Here is a 20004-nt window from a genome sequence, read left to right as displayed (position 1 = left end):
ATGGCGTTCAGGGGGTGGGGTGGGCGGGCGTCGGCCGGCGGGAGTCCGGCCTTGGTGCTCCTGAGCTAGTTGCTCTGGATGTTCTGGTAGATGGTGAACATCGGAAGGTAAAGACAGATCACCATCCCGCCGACCACGGCCCCCATGACGAGCACCATGATCGGTTCGATCGACGCGGTCAGGGACTCGGCAGCGCTGTCGACTTCCCTGTCATAGAAATCGGCAACCTTGTCGAGCATCTGACTGATCTGACCGCTTTCTTCACCAACCTCGACCATTTGCGTGACCATGGCCGGGAAGATGTCGTGATGCCGCATCGCCGAGGACATGGGCTGGCCGTCACGTACGGCGTTCTGCACGTCCTTCATGGCGATGTTGATGACCTCGTTGCCGGTTGTCTCACCGACCACCGCGAGTGCCTGCATGACCGGGACGCCGACGTTGAGCAGCAGGCCCAGGTTGCGGGCGAAGCGGCTCATCGCGAGCTTGCGGAAGAGTGACCCGAAGACCGGCATCTTCAGCTTCAAGCGGTCGGATTTCAGCCGGAAGTCCGCGCTGACGCGCATCTGCCGCTTGTACGTGACGGAGCTGCTCACGCCGACGACGAGGATCAGCGGGCCGATCCACCACATGTTGTGGCTCGCGTCGACGAGGAACTGGGTGATCGCCGGCAGCTGGCCGCCCAGGTTCTTGAACATGTTCTCGAAGATCGGAACGATGAAGATCAGCACCGCGGCGATCAGCAGGAAGGTGAACGACAGCACGATCGCCGGGTAGGTCATCGCGCTCTTGATCTTGCTGCGGAGCGCGCTGTCCTTCTCCAGGCTGTCGGCGATCTGCTCGAGCGCGCGATCGATCATGCCGCCGGTCTCACCGGCCCGGATCATGGCGATCATCAGCCGGGGGAAGATCCGGTCGTGCCGGCCCATCGCGGTGGACAGCGCCACGCCGCCGGAGACCTCGGCGCGGATCTCGCCGATCGCCTTCTTCAGCGCCGGCGCCGACGTCTGCTCCTCGAGGATCGCCAGCGAGCGCAGCAGCGACATGCCGGACGAGGTCATCGTCGCGAACTGCCGCGCGAAGATCGCCAGGTCCTTCAGCTTGACCCGGTTGCCCAGCCCGGGGATCTTGATGTCCCGGTCCAGGCCGCCGCCGGCCTCGGCGACTTCGAGCGGGGTCTCGCCACGCTGGCGCAGCGCCTGGGTGGCGGCCGCCTCGTTCGGCGCCTCGACCGTGCCCTTGGTGCGCTGGCCGGTGGCGTCGATGCTGCTGTAGCGGAAGACCTTGGTGGCCGGCATCCGATCACATCCGTCCGACGAGACGTTTGAGCTCCTCCTGCGAGTGGCAGAGCTCCAGGGCGGTCGGCATGGACACGATCTGCTCGCGGACCTTCTCGGCCAGGTGCTGGTCGAAGGCGAGCATGCCGTCGTTCCCGCCGGCCTGCATGAACGAGGGGATCTGGTGGGACTTGCCCTCGCGGATGAGGCTGCGGATGGCTGGGGTGGCGGTGAGGATCTCGGAGATCACCACGCGGCCGGTGTTGTCCGCCTTCGGCGCCAGGGCCTGGGTGACCACGCCCTGCAGGCTGGCCGCCAGCTGGGCCCGGATCTGCAGTTGCTGGTGCGGCGGGAAGATGTCGATGACCCGGTCGATGGTCTGCGTGGCGCTCTGCGTGTGCAGCGTCGCCAGCACCAGGTGACCGGTCTCGGCCGCGGTCAGCGCGGTCGCCGTGGTCTCCAGGTCACGCAGCTCGCCGACCAGGATGATGTCCGGGTCCTGGCGCAGCGCGTGCTTGAGCGCGCTCGCGAACGTCTCGGTGTCGGCGCCGACCTCGCGCTGGTTGACCACCGAGCGCTTGTGCGGGTGCAGGAACTCGATCGGGTCCTCGATGGTGACGATGTGCGCGGCGCGGGTGCGGTTGGCGAGGTCGAGGATCGAGGCCAGCGTGGTGGTCTTGCCGGAGCCGGTCGGGCCGGTCACCAGGACCAGGCCACGGGGGAGCGAGGCGAACCGGGCCACCGAGTCGGGCATGCCCAGCGCGTCCAGCGGCTTGATCTCGTGCGGGATGGCCCGGAAGACCGCGCCGCAGGAGTTGCGCTGCACGTAGAGGTTGCCGCGGAACCGGGAGACGCCGACGATGCTGTGCGCGAAGTCGAGCTCCGACTTCGCGGTGAACGTGTCCCACTGCTCGGCGGAGACCGCCGCCCGGGCCAGCAGCGCGGTGTCGGCCGAGTTGAGGTTGCCGTACCCGGGCAGCGGGCGCAGCGAGCCGTTCACCCGGATCTGCGGCGGGGTGCCGACCGTGAGGTGCAGGTCGGAGCCGCGCGACTCGACGAGGGTGACCAGCATCTGGTTGAGCACGGCGAGGTCGCCCGGCGTCTCGGTCGGGGCGGCCTGCGGCGGAACCTGGTGGTAGTCGAGCGTGTCCATGTGCACCGGCAATCTCCTGGTCGCGACTTTGGCGACACCTAAATTCGGCACTGCCGGAGGCGGGTTTAGGAGCTATTCCGGGAGATTGGGGCGAATCGCCCACGAGCGGGCTAGGCTAGACCGCCACGCGCGAGATCTCGCGCACCGAGGTCAACCCGCCGGCCGCCTTGGCGAGACCGTCCGCCCGCAGTTCGTACATGCCCTGGTCGAGCGCGACCTCGCGGATCTCGCCGGCCGCGGCCCGGCGGATCGTCAGCGACTCGATCTCCGGCGAGATCGGCATCACCTCGTGGATCGCCATCCGGCCGCGATAGCCGGTGTTCGCGCAGTTGCGGCACCCGACCGGGCGGTAGAGCACCTCCGGCACGGCGAGGTCCTCGAACGGCCAGCGCGCGCCGATCAGCTCCTCCTCGGTCGGCAGGTACGCCTCCTTGCACCAGTCGCACAGCCGCCGGGAGAGCCGCTGGGCCAGCACGCAGTCCAGCGACGAGCCCACCAGGAACGGCTCGATACCCATCTCGGTGAGCCGGGTGACCGCGCCGGGCGCGTCGTTGGTGTGCAGCGTGGAGAGCACGAGGTGACCGGTGAGCGAGGCCTCGACCGCGATCTGGGCGGTGTTGCCGTCGCGGATCTCGCCGATCAGCACCACGTCCGGGTCGGAGCGCAGGATGGCCGGCAGCACCGCCGCGAACGTCAGGCCGGCCTTGGCGTTGACCTGCACCTGGTTGATCCCGCGCAGGCGGTACTCGACCGGGTCCTCCACGGTGATCACGTTGATCTCCGGCTTGCTGATCCGGCCCAGCGTGGCGTACAGGGTGGTGGATTTGCCCGAGCCGGTGGGGCCGGTGACCAGGACCATGCCGTGCGGCTTGCCGAAGGAGGCCGCGAAGCGGTCGAGGTTGTGCTGGGAGAAGCCCAGCTTGTTCATGTCCAGGTCGATGCCGCCGGTGTCCAGGACGCGGAGCACGATCTTCTCGCCCCACACGGTGGGCAGCGTGGCGGTGCGCAGGTCGACGGTCCGGTCCCGGATCATCGCGGTGATACGGCCGTTCTGCGGCACCCGCTTCTCGGTGATGTCGACGCCCGACATGATCTTGATGCGGGACAGCAGCGCGGACATCACGCCGCGCGGCACCACGTCCACCTCGTGCAACACGCCGTCGATCCGGTACCGGACCCGCATGTCGTCTTCCATCGGCTCGAGGTGCAGGTCCGAGGCCCGGTTCATGACCGCCTGCTCGATCAGGTTGTTCACGTACCGCACGATCGGCGCGTCGTCCGAGCTGGTCGCCTGCGCGGCCATCGCGGACTGGTCGTCGAGTTCCTCGTCGGCGAAGTCGGCCAGGTCGCTGGACTCGCGCTGGAGCTTCTCGATGATCCGCCGGACCTCGCTGCGGGCCACCACCACCGGGCGCAGGTTCAATCCGGTCGCGGCGCGCACGTCGTCCAGCGCCACCACGTCGCCCGGGTCGGTCACGCCGACCGTCAGCTCACCGTCGGACAACGCCAGCCCGAGTACGCGATGACGCAGCACCACGGACAACGGGATGCGCTTGAGTGCGACCGGGTCCGGCGTGAAACTGGCCAGGTCGATCGTGTTGATCCCGAACGCCGTGGCGGCCGCCGTGGTCAACTGTTCCTCGGTGACGACCTGGTCGTTGATCAGGACCGCGCGCACCGACCGGCCGCTGCGCTGCGCCTCGTCCGCCGCCGCGTCCACGGCAAGCGGATCGACGCCGATCTGCTTGAGCGCGTCGAGCAGCGGGCGGAAAGTCTGGTCCATGTCATCCTCGGTCGCGGCGGCTACAGCTTGCACCGTCTCATCGGACGTCTGCGCGGCAAGCTGAGTTCTGACCGCCCTTACACGTTATGACGCGGACTGCACCGGATGCCGGAAAGTTCGCCGATAGGTACTCGGTGCCACCCCGATCGCCGCTTGCATGTGCTGGCGCAACGCGGTGGCGCTGCCCAGCCCGGAGCGCCGCGCGACCGTCTCGATCCCCAGGTCGGTCGATTCGAGCAGCAGCTGGGCGTGCGCGACGCGCTGGCTGAGCAGCCACTGCCGCGGGCTCATCCCGGTCTCGTCCCGGAAGCGGCGGGTGAACGTGCGGATGCTCATCCGGGCGTGCGCGGCCATCTCCTCCAGGCTGACCGGCTCGGCGATCCGGTCGAGGGTCCAGGCCCGGGTGGGTGCGGTGCCGGTGCCGCCGGCGTGCGGGATCGGGCGTTCGATGTACTGCGCCTGGCCGCCGTCCCGCCACGGGGGCACCACGCAGCGGCGGGCCGCCCGGTTGGCCACCTCGGTGCCGTGGTCGCCGCGCACGATGTGCAGGCACAGGTCGACGCCGGCGCCGACGCCGGCCGAGGTGAGGATGTCGCCGTCGTCGACGAACAGGACGTCGAAGTTCCAGTTCACCCGCGGGTAGAGCGAGCCGATGCGGTTGGCCCAGGCCCAGTGGGTCGCCGCGGTGCGGCCGTCGAGCATGCCCGCGGCCGCGAGCACGGACGCGCCCGTACAGATAGAGATAATCCTGGCATTTCGGTTATATGCCTTATGGAGGGCCTGCCGGATATTTCCCGGCAAGGTGCCATCGGTGACCGGGCCGCCGAAGTGGATCCCGGCGACGATCACGGTGTCCGCGGTCTGCAAGGCGTCCAGGCCGAAATCGGGCGTCACAGTGAAGCCGCCCTCGGAACGGACCGGACCCTCGCCGCAGACGCGCACCTCGTAGAGCGACTCCTTGTCGGCGCGGCGGGCGGCGGTGAAGACCTGCACTGCCGAACCCACGTCGAACGCCACCACACCGTCGAGAGCGAGCACCGCGATCTGATGAGGACGCATGGCCCGATTCTTGCGCACGATGGCCTCCCGGCCACTCGTCCGCACGGCCGATGTTTACCACAATCGATCACGTGACGAAGTCCTACCGCATCCATCCGGCCTGGTTCGTGGCCGCCGTCGCCTTCGTGGCGCTGGTCGGCGCCGCCGGGTTCCGCGCTACCCCGTCCGTGATGATCCGGCCGCTGCACGACGAGTTCGGCTGGTCGCTCGGCACGATCTCCGCAGCCGTCTCGGTCAACCTGCTGCTCTACGGCCTCACCGCGCCCTTCGCCGCCGCGCTGATGGAACGCTTCGGCATCCGGCGCGTGGTGATGGCCGCTCTCGTGCTGGTGTCGGCCGGCTCCGGGCTGACCGTCTTCATGCGGGCCAGCTGGCAGCTCGTGCTCTTCTGGGGCGTCCTGGTCGGGCTCGGCACCGGCTCGATGGCGCTCGGCTTCGTCGCGGTCATCGCCGGTCGCTGGTTCGTCAAGCAGCGCGGCCTGGTCACCGGCGTGCTGACCGCGGGCGGTGCGGCCGGCAATTTGATCTTCCTGCCGGTGCTGGCCTCGCTCACCTCCGGCCACGGCTGGCGCGTCGCCGCGCTCACCGTGTCCGCCGCGGCGCTGCTGGTGGTGCCGCTGGTCTGGTGGTTCCTCAAGGACCACCCGGCGCATCTCGGCATCGGTGCCTATGGCGGTTCGTTCGAGGAGCCGAAGCCGATCGCCCCGCACGGCGCCGCCCGGATCGCCCTGCGCGCGCTGCGGGACGCCGCCAAGACCCGGGCGTTCTGGCTGCTCGCGGGCGGCTTCGCGATCTGCGGCGCGACCACGAACGGGCTGGTCGGCACGCACTTCATCCCGGCCGCGCACGACCACGGCATGCCGGAGACCACGGCGGCGAGCCTGCTCGCGCTGGTCGGGCTGTTCGACATCGCCGGCACCATCGCGTCCGGGTGGCTCACCGACCGGGTGGACAGCCGGATCCTGCTAGGTGGGTATTACTTCCTGCGCGGCATGTCGCTGCTCGTGCTGCCGTCGCTGTTCGCGGCGTCGGCGCACCCGAGCATGGTGCTGTTCATCCTGTTCTACGGGCTGGACTGGGTGGCGACCGTGCCACCGACCGTGACGCTGTGCCGGGAGTATTTCGGGGCGTCCGGACCGGTCGTGTTCGGGTGGGTCTTCGCGTCGCACCAGTTCGGCGCGGCGATCGCGGCCACCGGCGCCGGCCTGGTCCGGGACCAGCTCGGCGCGTACACGGTGGCCTGGTATGTCGCCGGTGGCCTGGCGGTGTTCGCCAGCATCCTGAGCCTGATGCTCTTCGCCGGCGGCAAGCTCAAGCCGATCGCGCCCGGGATCGGGCTGGCGGTGCCGGCGAAGGCCTAGGCGAACGCTTCGCGCAGCGCGCTCGGCGGCAGCACCAGGTTCGCCACGCTGAGGTAGATCTTCGCCAGGTCCGGACTGCCGGGCAGGGCCGCACGAAGCCTTTTCGTGTACGGGTCCGGCACGGCGTCCGGGCCGTACCGGCGGTCGTTGCTCGACACCATCGCCCACGGCACGTCGGCGAGCTTGGCGGACTCGGCCAGGAACCCCACGTCCACCCGCTCGCGCAGCAGCAGCGCCTGCAACCCGGCCAAGGTCATGCCCTGTCCGAAGGTCGGGTTGAACGAGCAGACCGCGTCGCCGACCGCCAGGAACCCGTCCGGGAACCGGTCCATCCGGTCGAACCGCACCCGCTGCTCGCGCGGGAACCTCATCGAGGTGATCGCGCTCAGCGGCTCGGCCGTCCGCAGCAGCGGCAGCGCGACATCGGCTTCCAGCCGCTCGGCGAGCGCCACCATCTCATCGTGGTCCCTCGGCGGCGGCGACCCCGCGATGCACGAGATCGTCAGCTGGACCATCCCGTTCTCCACCCGGGCCACGTTCATCCCGTACGGCTGCTCGGGGTACGCGCCGCTCAGCGTGCCCAGCGGCGCGCCGAGGTCCTGGCCCTCCGCAGTGAAGTAGCGCGAGACGAAGGTGAGACCGATGTCCAGGTTCTCCACCTCCACCTCCGGGTAGCCGAGGTCGGCGAGCCACCGGCGCGATCGCGAGCCGCGGCCGGACGCGTCTACCACCAGGTCGGCGCCGGTCAGGTCACCCGCGTCGGTCGCTACCCCGGTGATCCGCCCGTCCGGCGCGGCGATCAGCCCGGTGACCGTGCGTGCGGTGCGGAACTCGACGCCGGGCAGCGCGGCGACCCGGGTCCGAATGTGGCGCTCCAGAAACGGGCGGGTCGCGGACAGCGCGCGGAGTCCGCTCGGCACGCGAGGCAGCGGGTGCCCGTCGGCCAGCCACTGATAGTCCTCGAGAATGTCGCCGGTCGGGGCTCCGTCCTTTTCCACCTCGCCGGTCAGACCGGGCAGTAACGTCTCCATGGCGTCCAGGCCCCGGCTCAGCAGTCCGTGGATGTGGCGGGACTGCGGCACGCCGCGGCGGCCCCGCTCGTCGTCGGCGAGATCGTCGCGTTCGAGCAGCACCACGCGGCCGAACCGGTCGCTCAGCGCGGCCGCCGCGAGCAGGCCGGCGATCGAGGCTCCGATGATGTACGCCGTACGGTTCTCCGTCATCTTTCACCTTTCGCACCGCGTGTCTCCGTCCCCGGACGAAACGGGTGAAAGATCATCGGAGTTCATCGCGGTGTTGTTTGTCGCCCTCGCCAACGACTCCGGCCGCTTTGGTGGCGACTTTGGTCGGGCAAGCAGGTCAATGTGTCGAGTGACGGATACGGTGATCCGTGGGGGCGTCCGGACGGATGTTGCGCGACCGTGATCTCATAGGTTGCAAACAGGTGCGAAGTCGGCAAACGGAGGACGAAACTGTGCCCGATGGAAATCTCGGGGATCGACTGGAGTCGCTGGCCTCCGTGCCGAACGGCAACGACACCGGAGTGCCGGAACCGTCCTTACCGGTGATCCCATTCCCGACTTTTCAGAACACGCCGACCCTGCCGCAGCAGTCACCGGGTCACGGTTTCGAGAGCGGGCGAGACAGCCGTGGCCGCTGAGAAGACCCCGCCGCCGCTGCCCCGCCGCGGACCGGCTCCGGCCGTCGATTCGATGACGAACGCCGAGCTCACCCGCTTGATCGAGGCCGAGCACCCGTACCGGGGCCGGGCCTTGTTCGAGCTCTCCGACCGCATCGCGACCGACGACGACGCCGCGACGAAGGTGGCCATGCTGAGCCGGCTCAGCTCGCTGCGCAACGCCCGGGTCTTCGACCCCGTGTCACTCGCCTGGTCGGCGATCATCGCCCTGCTGGCGGGCGGCACGGAACATGCGCGGGCCTCGGCGTACGAGGCCTTCGGCGCGCTCGACGTGTCCGAGCAGGAGAAGTTTCTGAAATATCTGGAGGTCGCTTCGATCGAGGAGGCCCACCCGCGCTACGCGTGAGCGGGCCGTCGGGCGGTCAGGCCTCGATGCGGACGCCCTTCCAGAAGGCGACCCGGTCGATGACGGCCTTGGCATCCGGCTTCGGCTCCGGGTAATACCAGACCGCGTCGCGAGTGGTGTGGCCGTTCGCGCTGAGCGTGTAATACGACGCCTTACCCTTCCACGGGCAGACGGTGTGCGTATCGGAAGGCAGCAGCACGTCCTCGCGTAACGATGACCGCGGGAAGTAATAGTTGCCCTCGAGCACCACGGTGTCGTCGCTCTCGGCGATCACTTCGTCGTTCCAGATGGCCTTCGGCATAGTACGAAAGTAGCGCGCTCCCCATCGGCCGTCCGATATGCGAGTATTAATCGCTGTTCCGGGTGAAACGTGCGGACTCGTCCCCACATTGCTGTCCTGTTGTAGGAAGATCTAGAGTCGACCGTTCAGGACCCCCGGAGAGAGCGGCCCGGTTGAGTAGCACCTTGCCGAGCACCATCGAGCAGGCACGCCACGCGCTGCTGCTGCTCGGAGCGCCCGCGCCGGCCCGGCTCGTGGTGGCGGTGCACGCCGCGCTGTTCGACGGTGACCTGGACATGTCCGGCCTGGCCGGGCTGCTGCGCGCCCGGACGCCCGGCTTCTGCGCGGCGCTGACTCCCGACCTGACCCCGGCGGCCGGCCTGATCGCCCTGGACGAATGGCCGCTCGACCGCCGGGTCGTCACCCCGGCCCGGCAGCGTGCCGACGAGCTCGGTGCCATCGTCCGGGTCGCCGAGTTCGCCGGCGTCCGTGCCTCGGCGCCTCGTTCCGCGGACAGACTGCTGCGTTCCCTGGCCCAACGCGTACCCGATGGGGTGGAATCCTTGGATCTCGCGCAAGCCGCGCGTGCCGCGCTCACCGCGCTGGAGCCGGCGCTCACCGCCGAGTCCGGGCTGCACGAGGCCGCCGTCCGGCGCGCCGAGGCGCTGCCCGCCGACCAGCAGTTGTACGGCGTACCGGCCGTTCCGCAACAGCGAGGCGGCGCGTGAACCGGATCGACCGGCTGCGCGGACCGGCACCGGCCAAGCGGCACAACGCCCGCACCATCGCCGCGCTCACCGGCAACCCCGGCTGCGACCGGCGGGCCGTGCTGGACGCGGCCGGCGTCGACAAGGTGCGGCTGTCCGAGCGGATCGGCTTTCCCGGCGACTTCGGGCAGTCCCGGTTCGCGCTGGCCCGGGGCAACGCGTTCGAGGCGATGCTCAAGGCGGACGGCGGCGCGATGCTGCGTACCCTCCTATCCGCGGAGAAAGCCGGCTACGACGACCTGGGTGCGGACGCCGACGACACGCTGACCGCGCGGCACGCCCGGACGCGGGAGCTGCTGGCCGCCGGCGACGCCGGGCTCGTCGATCATCCGCTGCTGACCCTTCCGGTGGCCGGCCAGACCGTCTACCTCGAACCGGATCTCATCGCGTTCCAGCGCTCCGGCCAGGTCCGGGTCGTCGAGATCAAGTCGTTCGCGATCATCGACGGCCAGGCGGACAGCGCGAAGGTCTCGGCGGCGGCCATCCAGGCGGCGGTCTACGTCCTGGCGCTGCGCCGCCTGCTGGATGACGAGCGGGTCAGCCACGAGGTGACGCTGGTCTGCCCGGAGAACTTCTCGCTCAACCCGGTCGCGGTGGTCATCGACGTCCGCAAGCAGCTGTCGACGCTGCGCCGCCAGCTTTCCCGGCTGGAGTCGGTGTCCGCGCTGATCGACGCGCTGCCGCCGGGCGTCTCGTTCGACGTGGCGCTCCCCGCATCGACGCTGATCTCGTCGTTGTCCGAGGTGGCGGCCCGGTACGCACCGGAGTGTCTGTCCACCTGCGAGCTGTCGATGTACTGCCGCTCCGAGGCGGCCGGCACGACCGGATCGCTGGGCCGTTCGGTGCGTGAGGCGCTGGGCGGCGTGGAGACCGTCGAGGACGTGCTCGCGCTCGCCTCCGGCACGCTGCCGCCGGCCGACGATCAGACCGAGGCCGCGGCGTTGCTCCAGGCCGCGGCTCGCTTGCGCGACGAGGCGCTTTCTTGAGTACGCTCGTCGCCCTCGCCCGGGCGCAAGCCGTCGTGTCCGGGCGTGCACAACCCATCGCGACCGTTCGCCACGTGCATGTCCACGAACGACCGTTCGTTTTTGTTCCGCTCGCGATGGCCGGCGAGGCGCACGCGCCGCTGGCCGCGATGGCCGGCACGTCGGTGCGCGACCCGCGGCTGTTCGTGGTGCGTCAGCCGCGCAACCGGGACGAGCGCTTCGGGTTCGCCGCCGACCTGGCCGAGCTGCTTCTGCCGTACCTGACGTCGTTCCAGGGTTTGACCGAGGCCGTCGCGGTGGACCGTGGCCGCGACGTGCGCCACCGGTTCACCGACGCGCCGCAGGTGTGGCTGCCGAACACCGGCGGCATCGACTTCCTCCGCCTCTTCGGCCGGTCCACCCGGTTCCGGCGCCTGGACGGCGACTACCCGGTGCCGCCGTCGGTTCCGCTGCTGGGCCAGTGGCTGACCTTTCTCGCGTCGTCGGCGGAGGTGCCCGGGTCGGCGCTGCTGCCGAACGCGGTCCAGGCGCTCGGGCTGCACTGGGCCACCGGCCAGAGTGGTGCCGAGGACGCGCACCTCGGGTCGCTGATGGCCTGGATCACCGAGGGTGCGGAGGCGGCGCGCCAGGCCGAGACCGGGCCGGTCGCGGGGCCGGCGACCGATCCGGCGTTCGACAACGGGGTCTTGGCGCCGCTGATCGCGGACGCGTCGCCCGATCTGCCGACGGTGTTGCGAGAGCTGCTGCTTCCTACCTGGAATCAGATGTGGCACGCGCTGGAGCTGCTTGCCGGGCTGCCCGAGGGGGGTCGCGTCGGCGCGCGGTGGGACGGCGACCGGGACGCGTACACGGCTTTTGTCCAGCATCTCGAGGAGGGCGGCGCCCCGCAGCCCCGCCGCGACGGTGCCGTGGCCGCGGCGGCCCGGTTGCAGCGCCTGGAGAACGCCGCGACCCGGTACGCCGTGCAGCGTGCCTTCGACGATCCGCTGGTGATGGCCGAGTACCGCCTGGCCGGCTCGGCGTTCGGCGGCGTCGTGACGCTGGCGAACCCGGACCGCGTCGACGACACGGGGAAGCGACCGGTGCTGCGCCCGCGCATCATGGTCGCGACGTCGGAGCCGGTACGGGTGGAGGTCGGCGCCGCGTTGACGTCGCCGGCGCGGCCGTCCCAGAAGGCCCGGGTGATCTCGTTGACGCCCACCCCGACGGGGACCGATGTGCTGCTGGAGTTGTCCGGCGGGATGGGTCGCAAGCTGGTGGCCGACCCGGGCAGCGTGCCGGCGGTGGGTGAGCGGTTGCTGCTGACGACGCTGAGCGAGGCGTATCGGCCGGGCAGCGCGTTTCCCGACCCGTCCGACACGCCATGGACGCACGGCGGCCCACCTGGGTCGCACGACGAGTCAGCCCAGCCCGCGTAGGTGCGCGCGGCCTGCGGAGGCGGGCCAGCCCGGTCCGGCGTGAGGAGCTGTTGTTGCAGCTGGCGGTGCTGCGGTGACGGGACTTTTGGAAAATCCCGTATCAAATGGATTTTCTGGTCAGCGCAGGCAGACGGCCAGCAGGGCGATGTCGTCGGTGCGGCGGGAGGTCGAGTCGATCAGGCGGGAGCAGAGTTCCTCGGGTGGGAGGGCGGCGTTGCCCTGCAGGACGCCGCGGATGCGGGCGATGCCCTCGTCGATGAGGCGCGCGGGGTGTTCGACCAGGCCGTCGGTGTAGAGCAGCAGCGTCGAGCCCGGTGGGACGTCGCGGTGGTGGGTCGTGCGGGCCTCGCGGGGGAGCAGGCCCAGCAGCGGCTCGGGCGGCGCCCACCAGACGTCGATGGTGCCGTCGGGGGTGAGCAGGATCGGCGGTGGGTGGCCGGCGTTGGCGAAGGCGACGTGATAGTGGCCGGCCTCGCGCCGGACGCGGGCCAGGACGGCGGTCGCGGCGGCCGGAACGCCGAGGCCGTGCAACGCGCGGTCGAGCTGGGCGAGCAGCGGGCCCGGGTCGTCCTGGCGGCCGTACGCGTCGCCGCGCACCAGATTGCGCACCTGGCCCATCGTCGCGGCGGCCTCGATGTCGTGCCCGGACACGTCGCCGACCGCGAGCATGACGCTGTCGTCGGGCTGGGCGAACGCGTCGTACCAGTCGCCGCCCACCTCCGCGTTGGCGCCCTGCGCGGGGAGGTAGCGCGCGTACATGTCGATGCCCGGAATGTGCGGCAAGTCGGGCAGCATGCTTTGTTGGAGGACTTCGGCGACATGGCGCTGGTTGCGGTACAGGCGGCTGTTGTCCACGGCCAGGCCCGCCCGGCGGCCGATCTCCGTGGCGGTCTGCTCCTCGGCCTCCCCGAACGGCGGCTTGCCCGGGGCGTTGACCAGCAGCAACGCGCCCAGGATGCGCCGCGTGACCGGGGCGGTGATCGGCGCGATCAAGAAGGATCCGAAGCCCAGCCGCTCGGCCGTCGACGCCAGTTCGGCGGTGACCAGGTTGTCGCGCAGCAGGCTCGGGTCGACGGCGTCGCGGCGGATCAGGCCGCCGGTGCGCTGCACCTTGAGGATCAACGCCTTCAGGTCGGGCTCGGCGGACACGGCCAGCTCGGCGAGCCTCGCCGCGTCTTGCGCGTACGCCGGTGCGCTGTGCGCGGCCGACACATGACGCACCCGGCCGTTCGCCTCGGCGAGCGCGACCAGGCACCAATCCGCGAGCCGGCCCGCGACCAGCTGGCCGAGCCGTCCGAGCGACTCGTCCAGGGCCATCGGGGCGGACAGCGTCTCGGTCAGCTCGCCCAGCAGGCTGATCTGGTCGTGGGCGGACTCGGCATGCCGGCGGGCCTCCTCGGCGATCTCGCGTTCGATGCGCAGCCGCAGCTCCGACGAACACACCTCGGCGAGCTGGTCGAGCAGCGCGATCTCGCTCGGGGTCCAGACCCTTGGTTCCTGGTCCATCGCCGCGATCGTGCCGAGGATCAGGCCGTCGGAGTCGGTGAGCGGCACGCCGGCGAACGCGATGGCGCCCAGGTCCCGGATGGACTGGTTGTCCCGCATATACGGAACCTCCCGAACGTCCGGGATGATGAGCGCCGCCCCTTCCTCGAGGACGTGCCGGCTGAGCGAGAGGCTCAGCGGCATCTCCCGGCTCGCGGCGAGGTCCTCCGGAAGGCCCACCTGCCCGGGGAAGAACTGCCGATCCGCGGTGATCACGGTGACGGCCGCGACCGGCACGTCGACGAGCCGCTCCACCATGTCGGCGATGCGGTCGAAGGCGGGATCAGGGCGTGGTCCGACGCCGAGTCGCGACACGGACCGTAGCCGTGCCGGATCGGTGAGGACGCCCAATGGCGCCTCTTCGGCCAAGTCTCCCCGCAGCAACGTCGCCCCCCGGCTGGTCCGGCGCCTGACAGGGTACCGGCCTTGTCACCGATCGCCCGAGTGCTGCAAGTGTCCTCCCTTCTTTGGTTGATCTACAGTCGACGACCGGCCATTGTTTGCCCCTTCGTGCTTGCGTTCTGGGGTTGTGCGGTCGCTTTGTGTTATCGGTCACGCTGCTCAGTCAGTGGTCGCTGAGCTGGGTGATCGCTGCGACGCGGGTCACGTCTCGGGTCAGGCGGCGCCTGGCGACGGGTCGCCGGCGGCCGTCACGCGCGCATAGGCGGCCACCGGCGCCCACCGCTTCGTCCACTCCTCCCGCTGGGTCTCGAAGGCGGCGTCGTCCAGCCCGTACGTCGACACGGTGATCTCGACGTGCGCGGCCTCGTGCTCGTCGAGCGGCACCCGGCCGGCCGCGACGACCAGGTGCCCGTCGCCGGTCACCGCCCAGGCCACGCGGGCGCCGTCGCGCTGCCACTCGGCGTCCACCAGCGCCAGCGCCTGCCGGCCGGTGGTCTGGCCGGTCAGGTAGAGCGTCCGCCGCCGCCCCTGCGGCCGCCGGCTCAGCAGGAACCGCAACTGGATCAGGAACGCACGCCACCCCTCCTCGATCGCGTCGTAGTCGTCCGGTCCGGCCTCCCCGAACCCCTCGCGGGCCACCCGCACCCGCGCACTATCGTCATCCCCGTCGACCTGGAGGAATGAGCCGTCGGCCCAGCCCATCCGCTCGGGCGCCCAGAGCGTCGCCTCGCTCACGAAGATCTGCTGGATCTCCGCGTCGAGGCCGTCGTAGTCCCAGCCGAACCACTGGTGCAGCACGGCCGGCTGCGTGACGGACTCCCAGACCTCGTCCCGCCCGGCGTCCACGGAGACTTCCACTTCGTACGGCTTCAGTCCGCGTTGATCGGTCATCCACCCATCTTTGGGGCAATGAGCAAATCACGCCACGCGGCGGCCCGCCTCCGCATTGATCGGCTGCCGCTGCCCGGCGCTCATCCCGGACCGGATCGTGCGGCGCGTCTCGACCCGGCCGAGACCCGCGAACCGCGCCGCCGCGTCCAGCTCGCGGACGACCGCCCCGGTATCGAGCATGCCGGCGCCGACGAGCCGGCCCAGCGCGAACGCCGCCCTGTTCAGCGTGTCGTTGCGGCTGCCCACCGGGGCCCGGGCCACACGGTCGGCCGCCGCGGTGAGCGCGGCCGTCGCATAGCGGTCCGGATGCGCGATCGCCCGATGCACGACGGGCGCCGGCGCCGGGCCCTCGATCAGCGAAAGCAGCGCGGGCGTCGCGGCCGGGAGGTCGTCACCCGGACGGCGGACCCAGCGATAGTCTCCGCCGCTGGCGTGGCGCGAGGGCGGGGCGACCACGTAACCGCCGGCGCCACGCCAATCCAGCCCGGGGAGCAGGCGCACGCGATTGCCGAAGCCGGTCGGGCGGAACCACAGATGCCAGCCGCCGCTGCCGGTGCGGACCCGGGGGCCCGGCGGGAACTCGCCGCCGAGCAGGTGGCTCAGCCCGTGCCAGCCCTCGGGTGAGTCGATGTCGGCCACATCCATCGTGATGCCGGTGCGCAGCCCGACATTCGCGTCGGGCCACTGACCCCACCACATCTCGATCACGCGCGGGTCGGTCGTGGCCTCGGTCAGGCCATGTCGCAGTCTCGGGTGCTTGCCGGAACGCTCGCATCGGGCTCCTCTGTCGCAGGAACAAACGCCGCGCGGGTCAGGCGTGTGCACCGGCAGGACGGGGATCCCGTGCCGGGCGTATGCCAACGCGGCTGTCAGCAACATTAGAACAAGCGTACGACAGTTTTCCGGAGCGCAGGCCGTGCAGCACATGGGCGATATGGTGCGAAGTGCCCCACGAGATCCAACTCGCCGAACTGCCCGCCCCCGGGGCCGTCCGGGAGCGCCGCGCGATCTCCGCGTCACCCCAGGAGAAGCGGGCCCCGGGCCAATGCTCCGAGGTCACCAGCGTGCGGCACAGGTCGTGACACCGATCGTCGCTGCGCCCGCCCCGCCGCGCCCATCGGTAGATCCACCATTGGTCCTCCGCCGTGTACCGCAGCGTGGGCAGTTGCCGATGCCGCCGCACATCGTGCCGCCGGACCGGTGAGGTGACGCCGTAGTCCGCATAGCCCAGTCCCGGATCGCCGAGGCGCATCCACACGCGAGCATCGAGCCGTCCGACGGCCACCGGTTGATCGGTGGGCAGGTCGTCCAGATTGGGCGGCATCGCTCCGGAGGCGACGCTCACCGAGCGCCACGGCATCCCGCGGGCCCAGCGCAGCACGCGCCGGCAGCGCTCCTCGACCAGCGACGCGTGCGTCACGCAGGCCGTCTCGGCCAGGTCGATCAGCAGATCGACGGCGTCGGGATCCGGCCCGGCGCCGACCAGCACGTGCTCGGCGACGGCGTCGGCGGTGGCCGGGCTTCCGGCGTCGATGTGCGGCCGGAGCCGCAGCACGGCACGACGCAGGTGCATCCGTGCGGCGACGCCGTGGGCGGCCAGGCGACGACTGCTTTCGTACGCCCGTAGCACCGGCAACATGGCCACACCCAGCCCGGCCAGTTCCTCGGCGAGCCGCAGCGGCGGCGCCACGAACCGGTCGCCCCGATCCGGGATCCCGCCGAAGTCGACGGCGATCGCCCCGGTCCGCGGCGGTAACTGCCGGATCAGCGGCACGATGTCGGTGCCCGGCTCGAGTTCGAGGATCGGCATGACGCGGGTGGCATCGTCAGCCGAGAGGTGCGCGAGAGCCGCCAGTTCGCCGCGGCGCGGCCGCAAGATCGGCCGATAGACGCCGTCCTGCATGGAGCCCGCCGTCGTGAAGACCGCCATTCACTTAAAGTGGCGGCTCCTGTCGGATACGCGACATCGTGTGGTGCAAATGCGCCAACATGGACTGATTGGCTTCCCAGCCGTCCGGAAACTTGACCGGCACGTTGAGGTGCACCGGCTCGGTCGAGGGGTGGGCGTCCAGCAGCTCGGCTATCCCGGCGCGGGCGACCACCACGCAGGCGTGCCGATGCCGCGAGGTCAGCACGCACAACCGGCCCGACTCCAGGTGGAACGCGGTGGCGTCGCGGCGCCCGGACAACGGATGCAGCACCACGGTCAGGTCGTACTCGCGGCCCTGGAGCCGGTTCGCGGTGTCGACGGTGACCCCGGCCGCCTCCGGCGGGAGCAGCGAGCGGATCACCGCCACCTGGTCGCGGTGCGCGGCCCCGATCGCGATCCGGTCCGGCGTGAGGGACCCGCCGCCGGACTCCGACGTGGTGCCGGCCTCCCGGCCGAGCGCGCGTGCGGCCAGCTCAGCACACGCGGCGGCGGCCTCCGCGTCGGTGCGGATCGTGAACCGGGCCGGCAACTCGTGCAGCCCCCAGCCGCTCGCCGCCGCCTCGTCGAGCACGTCGTCGAGCGGGCCGGACGCGGGCTTGGCGAAGTGCAGCGTGCGGTCGCCGGGCCCGGTCCCGGACCGGAAGCCGGTGAACGGATAGAAGGCCTCGGCCACCACCGGCGCCGCCGATTGCGGAAGCCGCCAGGACACCGGGAGCCGGTGCACGGGCAGGTCCGGGTTGTGGCGCAGCAGCACGGCGACGGCGCTCTGCATCGGGTCCCAGGACAGGCCGACCCAGCGGTCCACCTCGACGGTCGAGAACGGATCGAGCTGGCCCGGATCGCCGACGAACAACGCCCGCTGGAACCGGGGCGCGACGCGTAGCAGGGCATCCGAGCGCATCTGGTACGCCTCGTCGACGATCGCCCACGGCCAGGACCCGTCGGTCACGGTGGCCCACTTGGCGGCGGTGGCGATGGTGACGGCCGGCGCCCCGAGATCGGTGACCTTGGCACCGACCCGGCAACTCGGATGGGCGCGCACCCGCTCGGACGGTTCGTAGTCGACCGCGGAGAGCCGGCCCACCCCGACCCGCGGCGAGCGCGTGCCGAGGCGTTCGATCAGGTCGTCGACCTGCTCGTTGGTCTGCGCCACGATCATCAGCGGCTCGCCGGACGCGGCGAGAACGCCGGCCGCGCGCACCACGAGCGTCGACTTGCCCGCGCCGGGCGGCGAGTCGACCACGACCCCCCGATGGTCACCCTCGCGCAGGTCACGCAGCACGGCGTCGATCACCCGGGCGGCCTCGACGGCCGGCGTCGTCATCGCTCGCCCAGGTAGACGCGGGGGACGCTGGCGCCGATGCGGGTGACGATCTCGTACGGAATCGTGTCGGCGGCGCGCGCCCAGTCCTCCGCGGTGGGCTCGCCCTGGTCGCCGGGGCCGAAGATCAGCACCTCGTCGCCGGCCTGCGCCTGATCGCCGTGCAGGTCGATGATGAACTGGTCCATCGCGACCCGGCCGGCGACCGTCCGCCGCTTGCCGGCCGCCCAGACCGGGCCACGGTTGCTCGCGTGCAGCGGGATGCCGTCCGCGTAGCCGACCGGGACCAGGCCCAGCGTCGTCTCGTGGGCGGTGCGATATTTCAGGCCGTAGCTGACGCCCTGGCCGGCCGGCACCCGCTTCACTGACGAGAAGCGGCTGGCCAGCGTCATCACCGGGCGCAGACCCTCGGCCACGTTGGGCGCGGAGGGCAGGCCGTAGGTGGACAGGCCCGTCCGGACCAGATCGAAACGCGTGTCGGGCAGCAGCGCGGTCGCGGCGGAATTGGCCATGTGGCGCACCTCGGGGCGCACCCCGGCCTGCTCGGCGAGCCGCAGCGCGTCGGTGAACGCCTTGACCTGCTCGGCCACCGACGCGTGCCAGGGCGACTCGGCCATGGCCAGATGTGACCAGAGGCCGACGACGTTGACGCTCTCGTCGGCCTGCGCCTTGACCGCGGCGTCGACCAGGTCGGGCCACTCGCGGATCGGGCAGCCGTTGCGGCCGAGGCCACTGTCGATCTTCAGATGGATGCGCGCGGTGCGGCCGGTCTTGCGCGCGGCGGCCACGACCTCGGCCAGATCCCACTGGCCGCTGATCGAGACGTCGAGATCCGCCCGGATCGCCTCGGCGAACGGCCCGCCGGGCGTCCACAGCCAGGTCAGAATGCGCCCGTCGACGCCGGCCGCGCGCAGTGCCAGCGCCTCCTCGGGCAGCGCGGTGGCCAGCCAGGGGGCGCCCGCCGCACGCGCCGCGCGGGCCACCGGGACGAGGCCGTGCCCGTACGCGTTCGCCTTGACCACGACCATCAGATCGGCCTCGCCCGCACGGCTGACCAGCGCTTTCACGTTGCCGCGCAGCGCGTCGAGGTCGATCCGCGCCTCCACCCGGGCCAATGCCCACTCCAACGCCACCCTCGGCCCCTTTCGTTTGCGACCTGCCGATCGTAGGGCCGGCGGGCACCGAGCCTCGAAGTTATCCACAGGCACTGCCGATGGATCACCGCCGGGCATACGGTGAGTCCCGCATTCGTCACCGACGGTCCGGCTCCCGGGCCGATCGTTCGCGATGCGAGTGGTTGACGCGTCCGCGATTGGCGGTGGTTGAAAATTGGAGGAAATTGCCGCGCTTTTGTACGCCCGCGCGCCGCCGCGTCCGATGTCGTGGCGGGCAGCGGATTGTTGCTTTTAGTGAATCCAGAAAAGCTATTGGCGCCGCCATTAATCGGTGACCGTCCCGCATATTGCGCTTCGAGGCATTTGCGCAGGCCAGCCGCGTCCCGTGCGGGGTAATGGATGCCGGGCGGACGGCGATCAGTGGGGTGCGCGGTGCGGCGTACCGAGGTCGGCCGCGGTCCTCGGCCGCCGTCGGGGGAGGGCCACGATCGGGTGAGCGTGCGAAAACTGAACAGTATCGATGGACTCGGGCGTGGCGGTTCGGGGTGCGCGGCTTGGATGAGCGGGCCGCGCGACTCATCCGTTCGGCGGTTGACGTCGACTGTGGACATTCCACCAAGTGGACAGCGGTAGGGGCCAAAACCGGCTTATCGCTCAGAACGGTACCGGCG

General features: G+C 70.8%; 17 protein-coding genes. 5 read left to right on the top strand and 12 right to left on the bottom strand.

Going from position 1 to position 20004, the window contains the following annotated elements:
- Positions 1-65 precede the first annotated feature (65 nt).
- The 4 genes from HH310_RS06680 to HH310_RS06665 form a co-directional block, all read right to left on the bottom strand.
- Positions 66-1298, bottom strand: a complete 1233-nt coding sequence (locus tag HH310_RS06680) for a type II secretion system F family protein (protein ID WP_169174535.1) — start codon at positions 1296-1298, stop codon at positions 66-68.
- Positions 1299-1302: 4 nt separating this feature from the next.
- Complete coding sequence (locus tag HH310_RS06675) at positions 1303-2430, bottom strand: type IV pilus twitching motility protein PilT (protein WP_169174728.1); 1128 nt, start codon at positions 2428-2430, stop codon at positions 1303-1305.
- 115 nt (positions 2431-2545) lie between these two features.
- On the bottom strand, positions 2546-4213 hold the full coding sequence (locus HH310_RS06670; RefSeq protein ID WP_169174534.1) for a GspE/PulE family protein: 1668 nt from the start codon (positions 4211-4213) through the stop codon (positions 2546-2548).
- 84 nt (positions 4214-4297) lie between these two features.
- The gene (locus HH310_RS06665; RefSeq protein ID WP_211191832.1) at positions 4298-5272 is read right to left on the bottom strand and encodes a GlxA family transcriptional regulator; all 975 of its coding nucleotides are present in this window, start codon (positions 5270-5272) and stop codon (positions 4298-4300) included.
- Positions 5273-5343: 71 nt separating this feature from the next.
- Here HH310_RS06665 and HH310_RS06660 point away from each other — a divergent pair, with 71 nt between their 5' ends.
- Positions 5344-6633, top strand: coding sequence for an MFS transporter (locus HH310_RS06660; protein WP_169174533.1), 1290 nt, complete (start codon positions 5344-5346; stop codon positions 6631-6633).
- Here HH310_RS06660 and HH310_RS06655 read toward each other — a convergent pair.
- Positions 6630-7856 carry an NAD(P)/FAD-dependent oxidoreductase gene (locus tag HH310_RS06655; protein WP_169174532.1) on the bottom strand — a complete coding sequence of 409 codons (1227 nt, stop codon included), beginning with the start codon at positions 7854-7856 and terminating at the stop codon, positions 6630-6632. The two genes, HH310_RS06660 and HH310_RS06655, sit on opposite strands and share 4 nt — an antisense overlap.
- A 426-nt stretch (positions 7857-8282) precedes the next feature.
- Here HH310_RS06655 and HH310_RS06650 point away from each other — a divergent pair, with 426 nt between their 5' ends.
- A complete protein-coding gene (locus tag HH310_RS06650; protein WP_312033883.1) occupies positions 8283-8678 on the top strand; it encodes a hypothetical protein in 396 nt (131 codons plus the stop codon).
- A gap of 16 nt (positions 8679-8694) precedes the next feature.
- Here HH310_RS06650 and HH310_RS06645 read toward each other — a convergent pair whose 3' ends face one another.
- Positions 8695-8979, bottom strand: a complete 285-nt coding sequence (locus HH310_RS06645) for a DUF427 domain-containing protein (RefSeq protein WP_169174531.1) — start codon at positions 8977-8979, stop codon at positions 8695-8697.
- 152 nt (positions 8980-9131) lie between these two features.
- Between HH310_RS06645 and HH310_RS06640 the strand changes: the two genes are divergently transcribed.
- From HH310_RS06640 to HH310_RS06630, 3 genes are read left to right on the top strand one after another with little or no spacing between them, the layout of a single operon-like run.
- Positions 9132-9686: a hypothetical protein gene (locus tag HH310_RS06640; protein ID WP_169174530.1), complete on the top strand. Its 555-nt coding sequence runs from the start codon at positions 9132-9134 to the stop codon at positions 9684-9686.
- The gene (locus HH310_RS06635) at positions 9683-10711 is read left to right on the top strand and encodes a hypothetical protein (RefSeq protein WP_169174529.1); all 1029 of its coding nucleotides are present in this window, start codon (positions 9683-9685) and stop codon (positions 10709-10711) included. The genes HH310_RS06640 and HH310_RS06635 overlap by 4 nt, the downstream gene beginning before the upstream one ends.
- Positions 10708-12129: a hypothetical protein gene (locus tag HH310_RS06630; protein ID WP_169174528.1), complete on the top strand. Its 1422-nt coding sequence runs from the start codon at positions 10708-10710 to the stop codon at positions 12127-12129. The genes HH310_RS06635 and HH310_RS06630 overlap by 4 nt, the downstream gene beginning before the upstream one ends.
- A gap of 117 nt (positions 12130-12246) precedes the next feature.
- Here HH310_RS06630 and HH310_RS06625 read toward each other — a convergent pair whose 3' ends face one another.
- From HH310_RS06625 to alr, 6 genes are all read right to left on the bottom strand, one after another.
- Complete coding sequence (locus HH310_RS06625; protein ID WP_312033882.1) at positions 12247-13989, bottom strand: SpoIIE family protein phosphatase; 1743 nt, start codon at positions 13987-13989, stop codon at positions 12247-12249.
- Positions 13990-14289: 300 nt separating this feature from the next.
- Positions 14290-14967 carry an activator of HSP90 ATPase gene (locus HH310_RS06620; protein ID WP_169174526.1) on the bottom strand — a complete coding sequence of 226 codons (678 nt, stop codon included), beginning with the start codon at positions 14965-14967 and terminating at the stop codon, positions 14290-14292.
- Positions 14968-14994: 27 nt separating this feature from the next.
- Positions 14995-15846 carry a bifunctional DNA primase/polymerase gene (locus tag HH310_RS06615; RefSeq protein WP_169174525.1) on the bottom strand — a complete coding sequence of 284 codons (852 nt, stop codon included), beginning with the start codon at positions 15844-15846 and terminating at the stop codon, positions 14995-14997.
- Entirely contained in the window at positions 15779-16897 is a 1119-nt protein-coding gene (locus tag HH310_RS06610; RefSeq protein ID WP_248293759.1) for a beta family protein, read from the bottom strand. The genes HH310_RS06615 and HH310_RS06610 overlap by 68 nt, the downstream gene beginning before the upstream one ends.
- A gap of 4 nt (positions 16898-16901) precedes the next feature.
- Positions 16902-18221, bottom strand: coding sequence for an AAA family ATPase (locus HH310_RS06605; protein ID WP_169174524.1), 1320 nt, complete (start codon positions 18219-18221; stop codon positions 16902-16904).
- A complete protein-coding gene (alr, locus tag HH310_RS06600; protein WP_312033880.1) occupies positions 18218-19351 on the bottom strand; it encodes an alanine racemase in 1134 nt (377 codons plus the stop codon). Before alr ends, HH310_RS06605 begins: the two co-directional genes overlap by 4 nt.
- Positions 19352-20004: the final 653 nt, after the last annotated feature.

This window comes from Actinoplanes sp. TBRC 11911 (assembly GCF_012933445.1).
Classification (GTDB): domain Bacteria; phylum Actinomycetota; class Actinomycetes; order Mycobacteriales; family Micromonosporaceae; genus Actinoplanes.
This window is presented reverse-complemented; position numbering and strand designations above follow the sequence as displayed.

Bases quoted from the DNA above. Each gene is read 5' to 3' on its own strand.
- HH310_RS06680 (WP_169174535.1), bottom strand. From the start codon at position 1,298: ATGCCGGCCACCAAGGTCTTCCGCTACAGCAGCATCGACGCCACCGGC.
- HH310_RS06675 (WP_169174728.1), bottom strand. From the start codon at position 2,430: ATGGACACGCTCGACTACCACCAGGTTCCGCCGCAGGCCGCCCCGACC.
- HH310_RS06670 (WP_169174534.1), bottom strand. From the start codon at position 4,213: ATGGACCAGACTTTCCGCCCGCTGCTCGACGCGCTCAAGCAGATCGGC.
- HH310_RS06665 (WP_211191832.1), bottom strand. From the start codon at position 5,272: ATGCGTCCTCATCAGATCGCGGTGCTCGCTCTCGACGGTGTGGTGGCG.
- HH310_RS06655 (WP_169174532.1), bottom strand. From the start codon at position 7,856: ATGACGGAGAACCGTACGGCGTACATCATCGGAGCCTCGATCGCCGGC.
- HH310_RS06645 (WP_169174531.1), bottom strand. From the start codon at position 8,979: ATGCCGAAGGCCATCTGGAACGACGAAGTGATCGCCGAGAGCGACGAC.
- HH310_RS06620 (WP_169174526.1), bottom strand. From the start codon at position 14,967: ATGACCGATCAACGCGGACTGAAGCCGTACGAAGTGGAAGTCTCCGTG.
- HH310_RS06615 (WP_169174525.1), bottom strand. From the start codon at position 15,846: ATGTTGCTGACAGCCGCGTTGGCATACGCCCGGCACGGGATCCCCGTC.
- HH310_RS06610 (WP_248293759.1), bottom strand. From the start codon at position 16,897: ATGGCGGTCTTCACGACGGCGGGCTCCATGCAGGACGGCGTCTATCGG.
- HH310_RS06605 (WP_169174524.1), bottom strand. From the start codon at position 18,221: ATGACGACGCCGGCCGTCGAGGCCGCCCGGGTGATCGACGCCGTGCTG.